General features: G+C 54.6%; 17 protein-coding genes and 1 pseudogene. 10 read left to right on the top strand and 8 right to left on the bottom strand.

The window, feature by feature from the left end; translation table 11 throughout:
* Together ACF8AM_RS16030 and ACF8AM_RS16025 are read left to right on the top strand one after the other, a co-directional pair.
* Positions 1–258, top strand: a pseudogene (locus tag ACF8AM_RS16030) (glutamate decarboxylase); the annotation flags it as partial.
* Between the two features lie 206 nt (positions 259–464).
* Positions 465–1,151: a hypothetical protein gene (locus tag ACF8AM_RS16025; protein WP_392556601.1), complete on the top strand. Its 687-nt coding sequence runs from the start codon at positions 465–467 to the stop codon at positions 1,149–1,151.
* Between the two features lie 59 nt (positions 1,152–1,210).
* Here the strand turns inward: ACF8AM_RS16025 and ACF8AM_RS16020 are convergent, their stop codons facing one another.
* The 5 genes from ACF8AM_RS16020 to ACF8AM_RS16000 form a co-directional block, all read right to left on the bottom strand.
* The gene (locus ACF8AM_RS16020; RefSeq protein ID WP_392556599.1) at positions 1,211–1,684 is read right to left on the bottom strand and encodes a hypothetical protein; all 474 of its coding nucleotides are present in this window, start codon (positions 1,682–1,684) and stop codon (positions 1,211–1,213) included.
* Between the two features lie 34 nt (positions 1,685–1,718).
* Positions 1,719–3,287: an AAA family ATPase gene (locus ACF8AM_RS16015; protein WP_392556598.1), complete on the bottom strand. Its 1,569-nt coding sequence runs from the start codon at positions 3,285–3,287 to the stop codon at positions 1,719–1,721.
* 38 nt (positions 3,288–3,325) lie between these two features.
* A complete protein-coding gene (locus tag ACF8AM_RS16010; protein ID WP_392556597.1) occupies positions 3,326–3,772 on the bottom strand; it encodes a hypothetical protein in 447 nt (148 codons plus the stop codon).
* Positions 3,773–3,781: 9 nt separating this feature from the next.
* A complete protein-coding gene (locus ACF8AM_RS16005; RefSeq protein ID WP_392556596.1) occupies positions 3,782–4,756 on the bottom strand; it encodes a universal stress protein in 975 nt (324 codons plus the stop codon).
* 80 nt (positions 4,757–4,836) lie between these two features.
* On the bottom strand, positions 4,837–5,772 hold the full coding sequence (locus ACF8AM_RS16000; RefSeq protein WP_392556595.1) for a universal stress protein: 936 nt from the start codon (positions 5,770–5,772) through the stop codon (positions 4,837–4,839).
* 228 nt (positions 5,773–6,000) lie between these two features.
* Between ACF8AM_RS16000 and ACF8AM_RS15995 the strand changes: the two genes are divergently transcribed.
* Positions 6,001–6,591: a hypothetical protein gene (locus ACF8AM_RS15995; RefSeq protein ID WP_392556594.1), complete on the top strand. Its 591-nt coding sequence runs from the start codon at positions 6,001–6,003 to the stop codon at positions 6,589–6,591.
* Between the two features lie 99 nt (positions 6,592–6,690).
* On the opposite strand, the gene ACF8AM_RS15990 is transcribed toward ACF8AM_RS15995, so the two are convergent.
* Complete coding sequence (locus tag ACF8AM_RS15990) at positions 6,691–7,680, bottom strand: helix-hairpin-helix domain-containing protein (protein ID WP_392556593.1); 990 nt, start codon at positions 7,678–7,680, stop codon at positions 6,691–6,693.
* A gap of 12 nt (positions 7,681–7,692) precedes the next feature.
* On the bottom strand, positions 7,693–8,736 hold the full coding sequence (locus tag ACF8AM_RS15985) for a dihydroorotate dehydrogenase-like protein (protein ID WP_392556592.1): 1,044 nt from the start codon (positions 8,734–8,736) through the stop codon (positions 7,693–7,695).
* 268 nt (positions 8,737–9,004) lie between these two features.
* Here ACF8AM_RS15985 and ACF8AM_RS15980 point away from each other — a divergent pair, with 268 nt between their 5' ends.
* Positions 9,005–9,271 (top strand): hypothetical protein, encoded by a 267-nt coding sequence (locus tag ACF8AM_RS15980; RefSeq protein WP_392556591.1) that lies wholly within the window; start codon positions 9,005–9,007, stop codon positions 9,269–9,271.
* A gap of 33 nt (positions 9,272–9,304) precedes the next feature.
* On the opposite strand, the gene ACF8AM_RS15975 is transcribed toward ACF8AM_RS15980, so the two are convergent.
* Positions 9,305–10,774 (bottom strand): sigma-54-dependent transcriptional regulator, encoded by a 1,470-nt coding sequence (locus tag ACF8AM_RS15975; protein ID WP_392556600.1) that lies wholly within the window; start codon positions 10,772–10,774, stop codon positions 9,305–9,307.
* 568 nt (positions 10,775–11,342) lie between these two features.
* Between ACF8AM_RS15975 and ACF8AM_RS15970 the strand changes: the two genes are divergently transcribed.
* From ACF8AM_RS15970 to ACF8AM_RS15945, 6 genes are all read left to right on the top strand, one after another.
* Positions 11,343–11,600: a DUF4404 family protein gene (locus ACF8AM_RS15970; protein WP_392556590.1), complete on the top strand. Its 258-nt coding sequence runs from the start codon at positions 11,343–11,345 to the stop codon at positions 11,598–11,600.
* 147 nt (positions 11,601–11,747) lie between these two features.
* On the top strand, positions 11,748–13,235 hold the full coding sequence (locus ACF8AM_RS15965; protein WP_392556589.1) for an ATP-binding protein: 1,488 nt from the start codon (positions 11,748–11,750) through the stop codon (positions 13,233–13,235).
* Positions 13,195–14,367, top strand: a complete 1,173-nt coding sequence (locus ACF8AM_RS15960) for a nitrogen regulation protein NR(II) (RefSeq protein ID WP_392556588.1) — start codon at positions 13,195–13,197, stop codon at positions 14,365–14,367. The genes ACF8AM_RS15965 and ACF8AM_RS15960 overlap by 41 nt, the downstream gene beginning before the upstream one ends.
* Positions 14,364–15,092, top strand: coding sequence for a response regulator (locus tag ACF8AM_RS15955; RefSeq protein ID WP_392556587.1), 729 nt, complete (start codon positions 14,364–14,366; stop codon positions 15,090–15,092). Before ACF8AM_RS15960 ends, ACF8AM_RS15955 begins: the two co-directional genes overlap by 4 nt.
* Before the next feature lie 587 nt (positions 15,093–15,679).
* Positions 15,680–16,864, top strand: coding sequence for a sensor histidine kinase (locus tag ACF8AM_RS15950; protein WP_392556586.1), 1,185 nt, complete (start codon positions 15,680–15,682; stop codon positions 16,862–16,864).
* A 319-nt stretch (positions 16,865–17,183) separates the two neighbouring features.
* Positions 17,184–17,755, top strand: a 572-nt coding sequence (locus ACF8AM_RS15945) for a sulfatase-like hydrolase/transferase (RefSeq protein ID WP_392556585.1), incomplete at its 3' end; no start/stop codon positions are given.

Raw genomic sequence — 17,755 nt, 5'->3', positions numbered from 1 at the left:
AAAGACGGAGCCCAACCTGGATTCACCCTGTACGATTTTGCTGACCGCTTGCGAACGAGAGGATGGCAGGTCCCCGCCTACGCGCTCCCCGCGAATCGAGAGGACCTTGTGATTCAGCGCATCCTGGTTCGGCACGGCGTCAGTCGTGATTTGAGTTCGATCTTGATCGATGACATGAAACGAGCCCTTGAACACTTCAAGAAACATCCGGCGGAACATCCCATGACATCAGAAGAAGCCTCCGGATTCAAACATTGAAATCATGTAGTGGAAAGGATCGTTCGATCCCAAGGGACCGCAACACACGCCCGCTTCCAGACGGCGTCGCAACGCCAACTGCCGCGAAGGGAATCTGGCCGTTTGTCTCGTACCGCGAGAGCTTTGTTGATGGACGACGGCACGTTTGGGAATCCCGCCGGCATCGCAAGGGGCTGAGCCCGTCGGGTTTCTCACGTGTTCACGAGATGCTTTCGGTGTTTCGTTTGAACACCTGGATCGGAGCGATCTTTGCTATCGGAGCGACCTGCTTTGTGTTCGCCAGTTGCGGGAGTCTGTTTCCGGGGTCGGTCAAAGGCACCTTGTTCCAGCGGCATCTCAACGCGATTTACTTTGCGGGCTCAATCCCGTTCACCACCGCGGCCTGGTTGCAATTGTTCCAGGCAGCGAACGCCAGAACGAATCTGGAATCTCGCTCAACAGACCGACGTGTCTGGTTGGGTTGGTACCCGAGCGAAATTGGATGGTTGAGCTGCGCGCTGCAATTTGGCGGCACGGTGCTGTTCAACATCAACACCTTCAACGCCATGTCATCGTCACTCAATTGGTTGCAAGAGGATTTGATGGTTTGGGTTCCCGACTTGGTGGGTTCGATTTTGTTCTTAGCGTCGGGCTACTTGGCATTCGCTGAAACCTGTCATGCACACTGGGCATTTCGTCCACGCAGCCTCGAGTGGTGGATCGTTCTGATCAATCTGCTTGGTTGCATCGGGTTCATGATTTCGGCCTGCTACGCGTTCGTCGCGCCAGGTCCAGAAAATCAACAGGCAATCACCGTTTCAACCGCGTGGACGATGGTGGGAGCAGTGTGCTTCCTGATCGGAGCCTTGATGATGTTGTTTGAGACACCTCAATCGAGCGTGGAAGCGGTGTGATCCTGAACCAGAGCGAGATCAGGATGAACAAAGATGACCGCAAGCGGAATCAGTCCGCTTCACGCAACAATTGATGGCAGCAAACGCATCTGGTGTCGCTCCATCTCATTGGCGTGCGAATGATGCACATTCAGTTCAATCGCGGCGGCCCCCGCTTCCTGCAATTCCCCAGCGAAGTCCATCCAACCACCGGCAGTGAAACCATTCAAACTGGCGATGATTGGAATGGTCTGCAGAGAACTGGCTCGATTGACCAGTGCCAAGTAAGAATCCGCGTCGGGACAGACCCAATTGTGTTGAGTCCGATCTGAGTGTTCCAACAAATGCCTCTCTCTTCCCGTGATCCTTCGCCCTGCATTCCAACTCCAATCGATCACCTGCTCTTCAAACAAAGACGGCAACACGATCGCACCGGCACCAGCCTGTTGCATGGCCACCCGCGTGGGTTCATTCATCGAAATCGGAGAAACGCCCACAATGACAGGCGAAGCCAACGGGAGCCCGCCAAACTGAGTGTTGAGATGAAAAGTCATTGCATCAGGCTCTTTCGAGAAAGACGAGAATGACTCACAAGGATTGAGCCAATTGAACCCAATCTGGAATCTCGACCACCAAGGTTCGCTCGGATTCCGTGAGCGGTTCACGATCGGAAAGTTGTTGATCGAGAACAGCGAGATCCGCGTCCGAAGCATCCTTTCGATGTGACATGCGATCGGCCACACGCTGCCTCAACGTCTGAAGATCGCTGTGACAATCTAAGATCGAGAGGGTGACACCAGTTTGTTCAGCCAAGTCATAAAAACGTTGTCGATCAGCACGTCGTAAAAATGTTGCATCAACAATCACACTGTGACCGGACATCAGGATCCGACGAGCAAGCCGCGATAGATGTTGGTAAGTTCGCCTGTTGGCCTCCGCCGAGTACAAGATCGTCTTGTCGGGGCAGGTCGCGTTTCCAGCGTCAACGCTCGGAATACCAACGTCTCCGGCCATCTTGTCGCGGGTCGCCAACTGACCATGCATTCGTTTTCGTTCGACATCACTGCGCAATCGAATCGCATCGTGGCGTTGCACCACCGCCTCGCTAAGCGTTGTCTTTCCGCTCCCGCTCACCCCGTGAGTGATCCACAATCGTGGCGCCTCACGCAGGGAAAAACGGTACGCCAAATCGACATGCTGACGAGCGTCGACGGCGTCACCTCGCATCGCCGCCGCCAATGCCCGCACAAGAGACCGGTAAACCAGGAACAATCTCAGCAGTTCCAGCGATTCGTAATCGCCCGTTCGTTCCAAGTATGCATTGAGAAAGGTCCTCGAAAGATCGAGATGATCCCGCGCCGCCAAATCCATCGCTAAGAACGCAACGTCGCTGAGCACATCGATCCACCTCAAATGATCATTGAATTCGATACCGTCAAAGGGAACCAGCTTCCCTTCCCAATGGATAACATTGGCCGAGTGCAAATCCCCATGGCACTCGCGAATGAAGCCCCCCGCAACACGATCGGTCAGCAAGCGATGATGTTGAGCCAAGAAGTCGCGTGTCCATTCCCGCAAGACCTCGCAGGTCGCGGCGGTGCAATCGTCGGCGATTTCCAGAACCCGATCGATCGTTTGCGGGATGTTCTCTTGCAAAAACGTTGGCCACTCCGCGGCAATCCCGTCGCGGCGTACAACTGCGTCCTTGTGAAAATCCGCGATGATTGTTGCGAGCTGAAGCACATCCGACGTGGCCAACTTCCCCGCCCGAATTCGGTCGCTGAGCAAGGCGTCCGATGAAAACCGGTGCATTTTGACGGCGTACTCGATGAAGTCGCCTTCCCCGTCGATTGTCGGTTGCTCACCGGTGAGCGTGATCGGCACGACTCCGATGTACAGCCCGTTCGCAAACCGACGATCCAAGCGAACTTCTTCTTCACAAAAGTGTCGCCGCAACTCGAGAGTGCTGTAATCTTGAAAATCCGTCCGGATCGGCTTCTTGATCTTGTAAGCAAACTTCCCTGCCAAAAACACAAACGAAAGGTGCGTTTCATGGACCACAACCGGGCTCTCAACCGAGTGCGGGTACGCCTGACGCTTTTTCAAACCGGCGATCAAAACCTTCAACTCTCGCATGACGTCTGTCGTGGTATTCATCGCTCGGATCCTTCAATCAGGAACGCTTGCCCAGCCCGCTACTCACGCGGCACTTCAATCAATTCGTTTCGATGTTTCCTCATGTAGGAATGACATTCGACGCAGTGAACTGTCATCGCGACGTACCCCATCGCCGCCCGATGGATGTCCTGTTCATCGGCCGCTTCGGCAATCAAATCAGTTGCACGTTGAAAGTCACGACTTTGCTCGGCGTACTCGCGTGTTTGGATCACATTCCACCCCGATTCGGTGCTCAGTAATTTCAGAGCCCGAGCGTTGGATGCGATCTTGTCGAAATCTTCCAACGTCACCCCTTCCAGGATCCCCTTGGATTTCTCCAATTTCAATCGCATCAAGGGCGTCAGCCGGCTTGCTCGATCGGTTGTCGCACTTTCACCGGGCGGGTCGGCTTGCAATCGCATTGACAAGACCGATGTCAGCAACAAAGCGAAAACGGCAAGCGTGATTGAGAGGGAACTTTTCATGACCATTCACTAAAGGAGGGGAAGCGGTTCGTCTTCTTCGATCAACTTGGTTTGCGTCAATTCGATTGGCGACACAACCCCTTCTGGTTTGAGCGCCAGCAAGGAACAGGTGATGTCGGGAATGACCGTTTCTGCTGTGTTGCCAATCAGAATGCCAGCGATGCCGGAACGACATACGGTTCCCATCACGATCAAATCGGCCTCGACTTCGTCCGCGACGCTGCGAATCACTTCCGCAGCGGTCCCGTGCCGCAGATGTAAATGCACGTCGTCGGCTTCCGCGTACGGGGTCTGCAAGAGTTCGTCGACCGCTTGGTGGACCTTTCGTTCGTGGTCTTTACGGGCCAAATCGACCGCGTCATCACCAGCGTGCCGACGAACAGAGTCTTCCATCCACATCTGCCACGCCGCGACGACATGCAGTTGAGCTTTGTCGCGTTGGGCGATGGAATACGCATGTTCCAATATCTGACGGTTCAATTCGCGATGCTGCTTGTTCTCCGCTTCCACATCAATCGCGGCGACGACCTGATCGAACTCGCCATGAATGTCCGGCTTCAGCAACCACACCGGGCATGGACACAATCTCAACAGCGACTTGGCAATGCTTCCGAAAAACCGTTGCGTTGCCGCGACGCCATCCGCCGTTTTGATGACCAAATCGTGCTCTTCACGGAGCACCTGGCGAGTGATCTCGGTCGCCGGATCGCCAATGGACACCACAATGTCCATGGTCACCCCGGTGTCGGAGTGGTCGGCTGCAATCTCAAGCAATCGCCGCCGTCGATCCGCCGCGACCAGCTGTTCAAGCTCCTCCGGCTTCGCCACATCCGTCATCATGCCAAGCGCTTGCGGAATGGGCTTGACCACATCCATGATCGTCAACCTGGCCTCGTTTTCCAACGCCAAGTCCGTCGCCCGCGAAATGCATGTCCGCGTTTGTTCGTCACCAGCGTAAACAAGTATGTTGTTGAAATTTCGCATGAGATTGAGACCAATTCAGAGAGGGCAAATGTTTGGACGTTGACGTTTCCGTGGCGGACAAACCAATTGTGGGTACCGGTTCATGGAATGCCGCATCGTTGAAGACTGGAGGTGCCTCGCAATTCGCGGTGTTTGTGCACCGCTCGTTCGCGTGCGATCCAAACACTCGAGATCGAATGGCGAAGCACGAATCGCGTCGTGCTTCCCAAATCCAAGCGATCGAAGCCACTGCGTGGACTTTCGCCAACCACCACCAAATCGACAGGATGCGTGTCGATGTAGTCGACCAATCCGTCGCCAATGTGGTCGCAGTGAATCAACTTGCACTGGACGTTTGCGAACACGTGTCGGAATCGTTCGACGACATTTTCGAGCCATTCCAAAGCAGGCTCTTGCGAGGGCACTTGAGCATCCATCTTGTCGGTCACGGTCAACACCCGCACCTCGCTTTGGCTGGCCCATCCATAATCGGCCAATTCATTCACTGCGTTCTCGGACGCTTCGCTGGGTTCGTACCCAATCGCAATCTGAAACAGAGAATGGTCACTTGTTCTTGAGTTGGCCCGCACAACCAACACGCTGCAACCAACATGTGTTGCCACATGATCGCTGGTGCTGCCCAGCAAAACGCGAGAAACCGCGGAGTGCCGTTTGGATCCGACCACCAGCAAATCCGGTTGATGCTCATTGGCGATCGCAACAATCGTTTTCCCCGGGACTCCTTCGCGAACAACCTGAGTCAAATGAACTGATCGCTGATGAAGGAAAGGCTCACGCAGACCGGCTTCGTGAAAGATCTCACGGACCTGCTCAAACGCTTGATCCGCTGCGTGACGCTTCCGTGTCTTCCAGGTCTGGCCCCAACCATCCACCAAAAACGTTTTCTGCGAATGTTCTTCGGGGATGGCCGTGACGACAACCAGTTCAACCGGTTCACGGAACGGCAAATGAGCGAGAAAACGAGCAGCTTCCAACGACTCAATCGAACCATCGACGGTGAGCAAAATCTTTTTCATCGAACTATCTCGGGGGTTGCTTTCAGTACCAACGCACGCGGGGTGCCAAAGCAAATTCCCCGCAAAATCGGCCTCCTGCAAACGGCGATGCGCTCCTGAGTGCACACCTGAGCGATCTGGATCGCTTGTCAGCGGAAATCACCTCCGTTTCCGATTGGAATGCCCCATGGTCCCGGCTTTGCTATCACCCTCAGCACCGCCTTGCTCAACTCTCTGGATTCGAAAGCTATGTCAAATACAAAAACCGCTCCGACCCAAAAACGGGCCATCGAAACCCAACACTACTTTTCGAACCTGGAACATGAAATCGTCCGAAAACTGCACGACGAAGCCGCCAGCGATTTCGGTCGCGAAGAATTGATCCGCAGTACCGGAATTCAAGATCCAGGACTGATTGAAGAACTTGGCAAACTCGGAGTGACAGCCGACGGTTTGATCACGCTCCGACTGTTCCCGTTGGTGCTGGTCGCTTGGGCCGAAAAGAATGTCGATTCGAAAGAACGCGAAACAGTCATGGCCGAGGCCCAGCGAATTGGAATCCGGGAAGACTCCACTGCGGGAATCCTTCTCGACCAATGGCTCCAAGTGCGACCACCAGGTTTGTGCGTGGACGCCTGGAAACGATACATGCACGAATTGTTCCGGGGCATGTCCGGCGTCGCTCAACAACGGTTGATCTTGTTGACCCAAAAGCAAATGACCAGCGTCGCCAAAGCCTCCGGTGGAATCTTGGGATTCGGAAAGATCTCAAGCAAAGAAAAAGCCATCATCCACCAGGTGATCTCGGCGATGCGGCAGCAGACCCAAACTCATGCTTGATTGCAGGGCAGAAAAACGCTCGCAATGGCAAGCCGTTGCCGCGCAATCAACACGAGCAACCTCGCTGTCCGCATGAACCTCGCTGCCCGGATGACTCGTTCAACCGTGAACGCCTCTTCGCCCTTCGTCTTCTTCCCACTGCGTCGGTAGTTCGGGGTAAGGCGACTGCCCGGCGGTCATTTGGTGATAGGCGTTGTGTTGTTGATAGTAAGTGACGCAATCGTCTTCCCGCCCCAAGACGATCCGAAATCCACTCAGTTCCCCGAACCGTGCCGTGATAACCGTCCAACGCCCATGTGCGTTTGCATCGTCACGAAAAATGATGACCCAATCGTTGGTCGCATGTTGTTGCTTTGCACGAGCCGAATGCGAGAACATTGCCGTGTAGTGGCGACCTTCTCGTTCGGTGTGCATCACAGGAATCGAAGCGTGTTCGCTCGAGCTTTGTCCCGATGAACTGATTCGCATCAGATTCCCTTCCTTGACGCCTTGCCGATATTCGCGATCCACCTCTAGCAGTTCATCAACTGGCACATCCACTTGCGGATACGACGTGGAGACAGGTTGTTGAGCGACACCTCGGTGAGTCAAGCTCGCCAGAATCGCTTCCTTTCGCTTGCGCCCAATTCCCGGCACGCGTTCCAATCGCCCGTCCTTGGCCGCGGCAAGTAATTCCGGAAGCGTTTCGATGTGCAGATGTTCGTAGAGACGATGGGACAACCCAGGCCCGAGTCCCGGAAGCGTCGCAAAAAAATGCTCGGCTTTGGATTGACCACGCAGTCGATCCAACAGCGGCATCCGTCCGATCCGAACCGCCGATTCCAACAATCCCGCGATGGACTGCCCAATGGTTGGCAGATTGACCAGCCCATCGATCCCCTCGTGTTCCAAGATGTCTCGGACAGGGCAGTCCAAACCCGCGATGGTTTCCGCCGCCGCACGGTAAGCTCGCACACGAAAGTCGTTCGCTTGCTGCTCGTGGAGCAGATTGGCAATCTCAGACAATTGGTCCGCGAAACGTCGGTTTTCACGCAAACCTTCGATCAGCTCCGCTGCTGGAAGGGAAGCATTTGATTCGACGACAACCATGGTTCAGACTCGCTAGTTGGGATGACCGTAGGAATCGCCCGAATGCTGCGAGACCAATGGCGTGGGATCGAAGTACGTATCGCTTCGTGTTAGCGGATCGACGTATTCCAAACGGACTGATTTTTCGTCGTCCCAGTGGTTGGTTGGGCAAGCGTCCCGGAACGCCTGCAACGTTTGAAACTGAGTCGATTCCAGGTGCTGGGTGATTCCATCGACAATGTCACGAATCACGTCCGGTCCTTCGCGATAAACTGCAGACGTGACCATGACAGCGTTGGCTCCCGCGATCATGGATTTAATCGAATCTTCTGCGGTGGATATCCCGCCACTGGCAGCAATCGAAACCGATTCATCACCTGCCCGAGCACGCACGATGCCCTCCAGAATTCCGCCCAAGGTATTGATCGGTGACAACTCCCAGTGGATCGTCCAGTGCTTGCGGTCTGTGCTGATGTCCCACTGTGGCAGGTGCGTGAACAACACCAACCCCGACACACCAACCTTTTGCAATTGAGTCGTCATTGACGAAAGATTCGTGTAGCGTTGGCTGATTTTGGCAGCCACAGGAATGGAAACCAATTCACTCACCTGACGCACTAACTCACACATGCGACTCTCCACGTCGTTGGACGTTTCCAACGGGTCGAACACGGCTTGTTGCAAGTTGAACTCCAGAGCGTCCGCGCCCGCGGATTCAACCTCCTTGGCGTACTCAAGCCATTGCCCTGGCGAAGACCCATTCAAACTGCCAAAAACCGGCACTGTGCAGATGTCTTTCAGTCGCTCGATGGTCCGCAGATATTCTTCCGTTCCACCGTTGTACCTGTCCTGCTGAGGTTGATACCCGCTGCGTTGAACTGCGTTGGCGGGGTCGGTGGACTTGATCAATCGATGCACCACTTGCTCCTGAAGCATCGATGGCAACACGATCGCGCCCGCACCTGCGCCGACCAATTGACGGACTGTTTCAGGTTGGGTATTCAAAGGGCAGGCACCGACCAAGACAGGCGAGACCAATTCCAACCCGAGGTACTTTGTCGTAAGTTCACAAGACATGGTGGGGGTCCTCGGGAAAAGGAAAATCAATCAGAACGTGAAAGGTCCACGCAAACGTTGTTCCCCTGCCCAATCCCGGTGCAATCGAGCCGCGACTGATCCCCCGAGCACGCTAGTGTGACAGGGGAGCCCAACAAGTGAGCCATTCTGGATCCGATGGGCCTGCAACCGGCCGTTTATCAAACGGCACGGTCATTGCCTTGCAAGGCAGGCACTGTGAGCGAGCAATTTCGTCTTGCCGTAGTCCCTCCATTCAAAGGATGAAACCATGCCTGCTTCCGCCCGCCGATTGATTTCCAACGTGATTGGCGACTTGAAAGAAGAACGCGACGAGTTGGCTCTCCAAGTTCACCTCGGCAAAGAAGAAGCCAAAGCCGAGTTGGAACGTCTCGACAAGAAACTCGAAGAGTTGAGCCAGAAGTATCAACCGCTCAAGAACGCCGTCGAAGAATCCAGCGACGACGTATGGGCTGCGTTTGAGCTCGTTGCGGAAGAAATCAAGAATGGCTTCCAACGCATTCGAAAATCCGTTTGAGCGTTCTGTCGCGCACTTGCTAGACAACGTTCGCTAAAAGACGGATTCCTCGTTGGATTCCTCTCCGTCACAATCGACCTCGCCTGACGCATTTCCACTGAAACGATCAAGCAAGCGATAGAGTTTTCGCCGGTGGATGCCCAACTTCCGCGCCGCGCCGGCCTTGTTCCCGTTTTGATCCTCCAAAACTTTCAAGACGTGAACCCGTGCGATCTCATCGAGTTTGTACTGAGAACTGCCCAACATCTGACTGAGTCTCGGTGTTTCGTTCGCATCGAACACCGCGTGGCTCACGTCTTGGCTTTCCAAGTTCGAACTGGATCCACCCGTTGCCGATGAATGCCCATAATCGACGACTTCCATCGGCAAATCATCCAAAGTGATGTCAAACTCATCGGCCAAAATCGTGGCCCGATCAATCACATTGATCAACTGCCGAATGTTGCCGGGCCACGGGTAACGGTTCATCGCTTCGCGCGCCGCGTCCTCCATGTGGTAGGAACGCGGCAGGAAATGGTCGATCAATCGGTCGATGTCCCCTTCTCGATCGCGAAGTGGTGGCAGGGGGATCGACAACACATTGATTCGATAGAACAAATCTTCACGAAAATTGCCACGATTGACTTCCGTTTGCAGATCTCGATTCGTCGCCGCAATGATCCGCACCTTCACGTTTCGCTGGCGGTGACACCCTACCCGGCGCAATGAGCCGTCCTCCAGCACACGCAGCAATTTGGGCTGAAGGGCCAACGGCATCTCCCCGATCTCATCGATGAACAAAGTTCCGCCGTCCGCGATTTCGAACAACCCTGGTTTTTCTGCGGTTGCGCCCGTGAACGAACCCTTTTGGTGTCCAAACAATTCGCTCTCAACAAGGTTTTCAGGCAGGGCCGCGCAGTTCACCGTGACGAACGGCTTGTCAGCCACCTGACTGGATTGCTGGATCGCTTTGGCGACCACCTCTTTTCCCGTGCCGCTCTCCCCTTGAATCAAAACGGGTTTGGACGTGCGAGCGACTTTTTCAATCAGGCGTGAAACCTCTTGCAACGACTTCGATTGGCCGATCAATTTCGTTGCAGGCCGGGAACGGGAGAGAACCGCTTTGAGCTGCTTGTTCTCTTTCTTCAATTGGCGACGTTCGCGTGCGCGAATGCAATGGTGCTCCAGATCCCCCAACGCACATGGTTTGCTTAGAAAGTCACAAGCCCCCAACTTCATCGCGGACACCGCTGTTTCCACCGTGCCCTGACCCGTTAACATGATGACTTCGATTTCGATGTTGTCTTGATGAATTCGCTGCAGCAATTCCAAACCGGACATGCCTGGCATATTCATGTCAAACACGCCGACATCGAACGATTCGCGTTCCAACAATCCCAGCGCTTCCGCGGCACTTGAAACATCCGTCACGTCATGCCCCTTTCGTGACATCCATTTCGCCGACGATCGACGGGAATCTTCTTCATCGTCAACCAGCAACAGCTTGATGGGCGATTCCGTCATCATGTTTCCTTGAGGAATTTGGGGCGAGGCGGGCATGATCGCAAAACCGTTTTTCGAGCCTGATCTTTCCGAGTTCAGAGCAGAGCACGCAGTGTCAGACGATCGCCAACGTCAGCGAATTCTGCGGTTGGTTCGGTCGAACCCGAACGAATCCTTCTTTCCATCGTCGTCCGCCGGAAGCAAACGTTCAAGAGCAGGCGGGCAGGTGCCTTTGTGAACGTAGCCTCGCACTGAAAGTCCGCAAACGGTCGGGATTCACTCGTGACGTTCGGATTTCAAATACTTTGATGGATGGTGCCCGACCAGCGAAATCAAGCGTTGAAATCATTTCGGCAACCATCAGCACAGGCTAGCGTGCCGGCGTGCACAACATCGTGCGACAGGGATCACTCAAAGCGTAGGCTGGTGCGTTTACGCCCAATTTTCCAGTGGAATAGAAACTGCAACAAGGCAATGCGTGCACCACCTTCCCACCAACTTTGGGGACAACAGAACTTCGCCCCAAAGATCGATGCGGGAAGAAAACACACTTGCTCTTTGAACATCGCCCTCTCTCCGAGACAGCACCATGCCAGAAGCACTGGAAGCCACCTTGCGTCAACTCCATGACGAACTGGGCAAACTCGATACATTGAATGCCTCGGAACGGGAGCAACTCAAGACCGCGATCGACGAAATCCAAAATAGCTTGGACCGCTTCGATATTCGATCGGCTGACTTGGCCAGACGGTTCCATCAAACCACCCAGAAAGCCGCGAACAAACACCCTCAATTGACACAGACTGCTGGTCAGTTTGCGGACATGCTTTCACAAATGGGAATCTGACGCGAGTTGTTCCATTCGGTATGACTCCATCGACCAAAACAACTCCTTGCGGGAGCTACCGACATCGCCCCATGTTCAGTATCCTGTTGACGACAGATCGCGTTACGTTTGCCACACTCGAACTGCTTTGATACTGGATCCCGGATAATGTACGACGAGTTGAACATTTTGCTCGTTGAAGACGACCCGGATTCGCGGGCAAACATGATTGACATTCTGGAACTGGACGGTCATCAAACTCGCGTGGCGGGCAGTTTTTCTGAGATCCTGAATGCGCCGCTCGATTCGAACATCGAGCTGGCAATTCTCGACCGCCAATTGCCTGACGGGCAGGTCGAAGATCATCTGGCGGGCTTGTCAGAGCGTTTGCCGAACGCGGAATTCATCATCGTCACCGGCTTCGCAAACATGGAAGGCACAATTGCATCTTTCAAGCAAGGCGTGACGGACTACTTGCTCAAACCGGTGCACCCCGATGTCATCCGACAAAGCGTTGCGAGGATCGCAAAGCACAAACGAATGGAAGCGGAGCTGAAGCGTGAGCAGCGATTCGCCAATCAAATTCTCGAGACAACTGAAGCATTGATCGTCGTGCTCGACCTGGATGGCCGCGTGGTCCACGTCAACAAACATTTCTCTGTTGTCACGGGGTGGAAGCTCGAGGAGTTGGTTGATCAGGATTACTTTCGGAACTGCATTCCGTCTGCGGAACGAGAACGAGTCAGTGACGTCTTTCGCGATTCGGTTGCTGGAGGGCGCGTCTCCGGCTTCCGCAACGGCATCCTGACAAAGGACGGCCGAGTGCGTCAAATTCGTTGGTCTGATTCGGCATTGGAAAACGATGACGGTCAGATCGAATCCTTGCTCGCGATCGGGATCGATGTGACTGACATGGTAGACGCTCAAGAGGCAGCCGCGCGAGATCACCGACTTGCCGCGATCGGACAGACGGTTGCCGGACTCGCTCATGAAAGTCGAAACGCACTGCACCGAATCAACGCTAGTGTCGAGCTCCTTCGAATGGACGCGCCGCCTGATTCGGACATGCGAGAAGAAATCGAATCCATTGCTCGAGCCACCAATGAGCTCGGCACCACATTGGAAGAAGTCCGCGAATTTGCGGCTCCGATTCGCCTGCACCGAGAACCGGCTTTGATCCCCGAGATTTGGCGACGGGTCTGGGCGTATCTTGGAAAGTCACGTGACAAACGAGATGCTGAATTGAACGAGGTGCAGTGCGATTGCGGATGCCCCGTTGAGGTCGATGTGCTGCGGTTGGAACAAGTCTTTCGGAACCTGTTCGAGAACTCGCTCGCCGCGTGCCAAGATCCCGTCCGCATTTCACTGCGATGCCGATGCGATGACAGTGCCAACGTGATCCTCGATATCGAGGACAATGGGCCGGGGCTTTCGCCCGAACAACAACAGATGATTTTCGAACCCTTTTTTACGACCAAAGTGAAAGGAACTGGATTGGGCATGTCAATCGTTCAGCGAATCCTGCACGCGCATGGGGGTGACATCCAGGTTGCTGAGCCGACACAGAGCGGGGCAAGATTCCTCATTCGCCTCGAGAAACAGGAGTTGGCGATCGGTGACGAATGCACTGGTTCGCGAGAATCCATCGATGCATGACGTGGAACAACGAGCAGTGCTGGCCGCAATTTTGCGGACCGCAGTCGACGCGATCATCATCATCGATCAAAGTGGCACGATCGAATCGGTCAATCTCGCCACAGAGCAAATGTTTGGATATCGATCCGACGAAATGCTCGGGCAAAACGTGAAGATGCTGATGCCATCGCCCTATCACGAACAACATGATGGCTACCTGCATCGTTATCAACAAACTGGCGAACGGCACATCATCGGCATCGGCCGGGAAGTCATCGGGCAGCGAAAAGACGGCAGCCAACTCCCGCTGCACCTAGCCGTCAGCGAAGTCGAAACCAAAGAGCGAAAACTGTTCACCGGAATATTGCGTGATATCAGCGACCTGAAAGCTGCCGAGGCCGAACTCAAACAACTCAACGCCACACTGGATCAACGCGTCCAAGAGCAAGCCGCAGAGCTGCAACGGGCGCAATCCGAGTTGGTAGAGAAAGAGAAATTCGCGACCCTCGGACGGATTTCAGGCGGAATCGCGCACGAGATTCGCAATCCGCTCAACGCGATCAAAACCTCCGCCTACTACTTGCTCAACGCCAAATCACCTTCGCCCGCCAAGACCGAAGAGCACCTGCATCGGATTGACCGGCAAGTATCAGTGATCGACAACGCAGTCACCGCGCTCTCCGACCTGGCTCGCCTGCCAGACCCGCAATCAACGGCTCTGAACGTCGCCGAATGGCTGCCGAGAATCCTCCGCGATTGCAAATTGCCACGAAACATCCACGTCACCGAAGACTACCCGGCTGACTTGCCGGACGTCTGGGCCGATGAAAAGCAGTTGCCAATCGTCTTCAAAAACTTGATTCGCAATGCCCACGACGCGATGCCAGAAGGCGGTGAACTGCGTCTATCAGCCCGCCTGGTGGATTCGCGAGTCCTGGTCACGGTGGAAGACAACGGCATCGGTATGACACCAGACGTAGCTCGACGGATCGCTGAACCATTCTTTTCTACCAAGGCTCGCGGCATGGGACTGGGGATGGCGATCACAACCGCAATCCTTGACAAGAACCGCTGCACGATGGAATTGAATTCGGAACCAGACCGAGGAACGAAGTTCAACATCTCCATCCCACTTGCAGAGCAGTCTCAGTGACCACAACACGGGTTCTAATCGTTGATGATGATGTGGACATCTGCTGCAACATCAAGGATATCCTTGATGACCTGGGCTATGACACCGACATCGCGAACGACGGACCGTCCGCTTTGCAATTGGTCAAGTCCCAATCCTACGATGTGGCAGTACTCGATTATTCGATGCCGGGCATGGATGGAGCCACCTTGCACGAACAAATGGTCCGGGCTCGCCCAGAAATTGTCGCGATCATGGTGACTGCCCATGCCCACGGTGACGGTGCCTTGCGAGCCCGGGACAGCGGCATTCAGCGGGTGTTGCGAAAACCCGTGGACTTGAAAGAACTGCTTCCTCTGGTGGAGCAAATTTCGAACTCACCCATCGTGCTGGTCGTCGATGACGACCCCGAATTTTGTCAAACGATCTGGCACATTCTTCGGGAGCGATCTTACCGAGTTCGATTGGCGCACAACAAAGAAGATGGCGTCCAAAAAGCGTTGAACACAAACTACCAAATCGCGGTGATCGATCTCAGTCTGTGTAACGGATTGACTGACGGATGCGAAGTGTTGCAAAAGGTCATGGACGTCAACCCAAACATCCGCACGATTCTCATCACCGGTCATCGGGAAGAAGCCAACGATATCCTGGACGGTCTACGCCAGCGTGGACTGGATGAGGTTTGCTTCAAACCACTGGACATGGATCTGCTGATGAGCAAGATCGACAGTCACATCTCTTGAGACTACTTGCACGGATTGCCTTGAGTGTCATTCGTTTGCAAAAACCTCCGTCATTCGGCATCGCACGAGACGGAATGCTTGGGCACTCGATGACATCCTGGCCGCTGCGGATTGCCCCTGTCATCCTGTCTTGCCACATTGATCTGATTGCAAATCCGCAGGCTTCGTGACAAGGGGCGAATCGTTTCCTGAGCAAGTTGCTTGAGATAGTAGGACGAAACTCGCCCCTGCAACACAATCCCGTGCTCGTTCACATCAACGCGAACGCCACGCAACTCGCCGTGTCCGACTCGTCGCATTTCAGAATTGAGTCGATCGGACTGTTCCCTCGACGGATCCGGGACCGAGCAACTCGCCATGGAATTTGAGGGGTTCGATTTCGCATCAACCAAAGGAATTGCCTGCATAAGATGTAACCGTGTCTGCACATTGAATCGGGTCGGGACTTCACGACGCTCCGCGGTCCTACTGTGCGAACTCCGTGCCTAAAATCGAGGAAGAATGTACCGTCGGTCCATGCTTCGATGGCACTCCGTCTGCATTGTTTCCGCTTCGGCAGATAGTCAACTTTTGGGCGGGAAGAGAAAATGCCTGTGAATATCGACCCTTTGCGGCACAACCGCTTGGCCAGAGTGATGATGGAGGCATCATCGATAGCCATCGTGCTGTCAAATACTCGCGAAATCATCGAAGCGATCAATCACGTGGCGGAACAGTGGTTTGGATACCCAGAAAAAGAATTGGTCAGCCAACCCCTGAATTTGATCTTGGAATCAAACGTCGCCAGTGACGATGCGTCACACACATCGTGCCGTCTGGCACAACCGAGCGATTCACAACTCAGTCAACCGTCCCTGCAGCGCGGGCGGCGTCGAGATGGATCCAGTTTCTTGGTTCATTCGACCAGGTATCCACTCTCATCGGATTGGGGCGAAACTCGGTGGATCAACCTGATCGATGTTTGTCGTGACCCGAATGGTTCGGAAGAGTCCACAGACGGTCCACCAGCAGTGGGTCACTTGATTGAGGGAGAACGACTCGCGGCCGTGCTGCAGATGGCAAACGGGTTGGCCCACGAGTCCAGCAATGCTCTTCAAAGAGCTCAATCATGCCTGGATCTGCTGCGGTTGGATCTCACGCACCGAGGCGAACTGTTGGAACTGACCGACCAAATCAAAACGGCGTTGAATGATCTGCATCGAAACCATGAAGAGGTCAAGCATTATGCCGCGCCGATCGTTTTAAAACGCTCACCGGTGAACCTCGCCGAACTTTGCCAAGCCCAATTTGACGAGTTGATGATGGAAACTCCCGGCAAATTGCCCCCGGTGACCCTTCAGATCGATGTTCTCGATCATCCCTCACAAGAACCGCATTCCAATTCGTCCGATCCCCAGCCTTGCCGGCCAAATTTGGACGCCAATCGCATCGGCGAAGTGTTCCGGCGTGTGCTGGACAACGCGATTCAGGCCAGTCCGCCCGGGGGGCGAATCGAGTTTCAATGCGATTGCTCACCGCCCGTCGAAATGCTGCCACCTGAGTGGACGTCAAACGAAGCGTCTCCGATGCTCTTGCGTTTCCGCGACCACGGCAGTGGCCTCTCAGAAGAAGTTCAGCGACGCATGTTTGAACCATTCTTCACCACCAAGCAAAGGGGCGCGGGTTTGGGCTTGTCGGTCTGCCGGCGCATCATCAAAGCTCACTGCGGCGGCATCGAAGCCAAAAACCATCCGGATGGTGGCACCGTCATTCAAATCACCCTGCCAACCTAAACCTGGTTTTCCACTCTGCAATCAGGGTGGCAGTAGTCAGCATCAAAATCACGTCCAGTGCGAAGGCTCCAGCAAGCGAACAGACGTTCGCCTGTCTCGTGAGAATCTCAACGCACGATCAAACCACCGTGGATTCGCGAGGACCGCGATGAGTTGTGCGACGGCCACGGGGCTGATATGACTACGTTCCCCCAACTACGGTCGTCCGCATTTGACGATTGCCGCTTCATAATTTGATGGATTGCTCGCCATGAAGTTCCTTCAGATAAGGTCATGTTTCGTTCGAAATGTGCTCCGATGCATCTTACCAACGGTTGCCGTGCTTCACGCATTCGCGGCCGAGGCACAAGAGACAGACCGAGAAGTGCCAGTCAATCGACGTGTGCTGCCGATGGCGGCACCTTGGCAACCACCCATCAAAACGTTGGACGCCCGCGATGCCACCGCGCCGCCAGTGTTCAAAGTCGAAGCCCCCAAGAATGCTCCCAATGTAGTCATCATCATGATTGATGACCTTGGTTTTGGTGGCACCAGCGCGTTCGGCGGCGTCACCCCAACGCCCACTTTCGATCGACTCGCGAAAAACGGTTTGCGGTACAACCATTTTCATTCGACCGCGTTGTGCTCTCCCACACGTCAAGCTTTGTTGACCGGTCGGAATCACCACAGCGTGAACATGGGATCGATCACGGAGATCGCAACCTCCTTCCCAGGCCAAACTGGCAAGCTGCCGGAAAGTTGCGCTAAATTGCCTGAGATTCTGAGACTCAACGGTTACAGCACAGCCCATTTCGGCAAGTGTCACGAGGTGGCCGTTTGGGAGATCAGTCCCAGCGGTCCGCTGACACGATGGCCGACGCTTTCGGGATTCGACAAGTTCTACGGCTTCCA

Source organism: Rhodopirellula sp. JB055 (assembly GCF_043100905.1).
In the GTDB taxonomy this organism is placed as follows: Bacteria; Planctomycetota; Planctomycetia; order Pirellulales; family Pirellulaceae; genus Rhodopirellula.
Note: the sequence above shows the minus strand (reverse complement) of the source record. Positions and strands in the feature narration are given on the sequence as shown.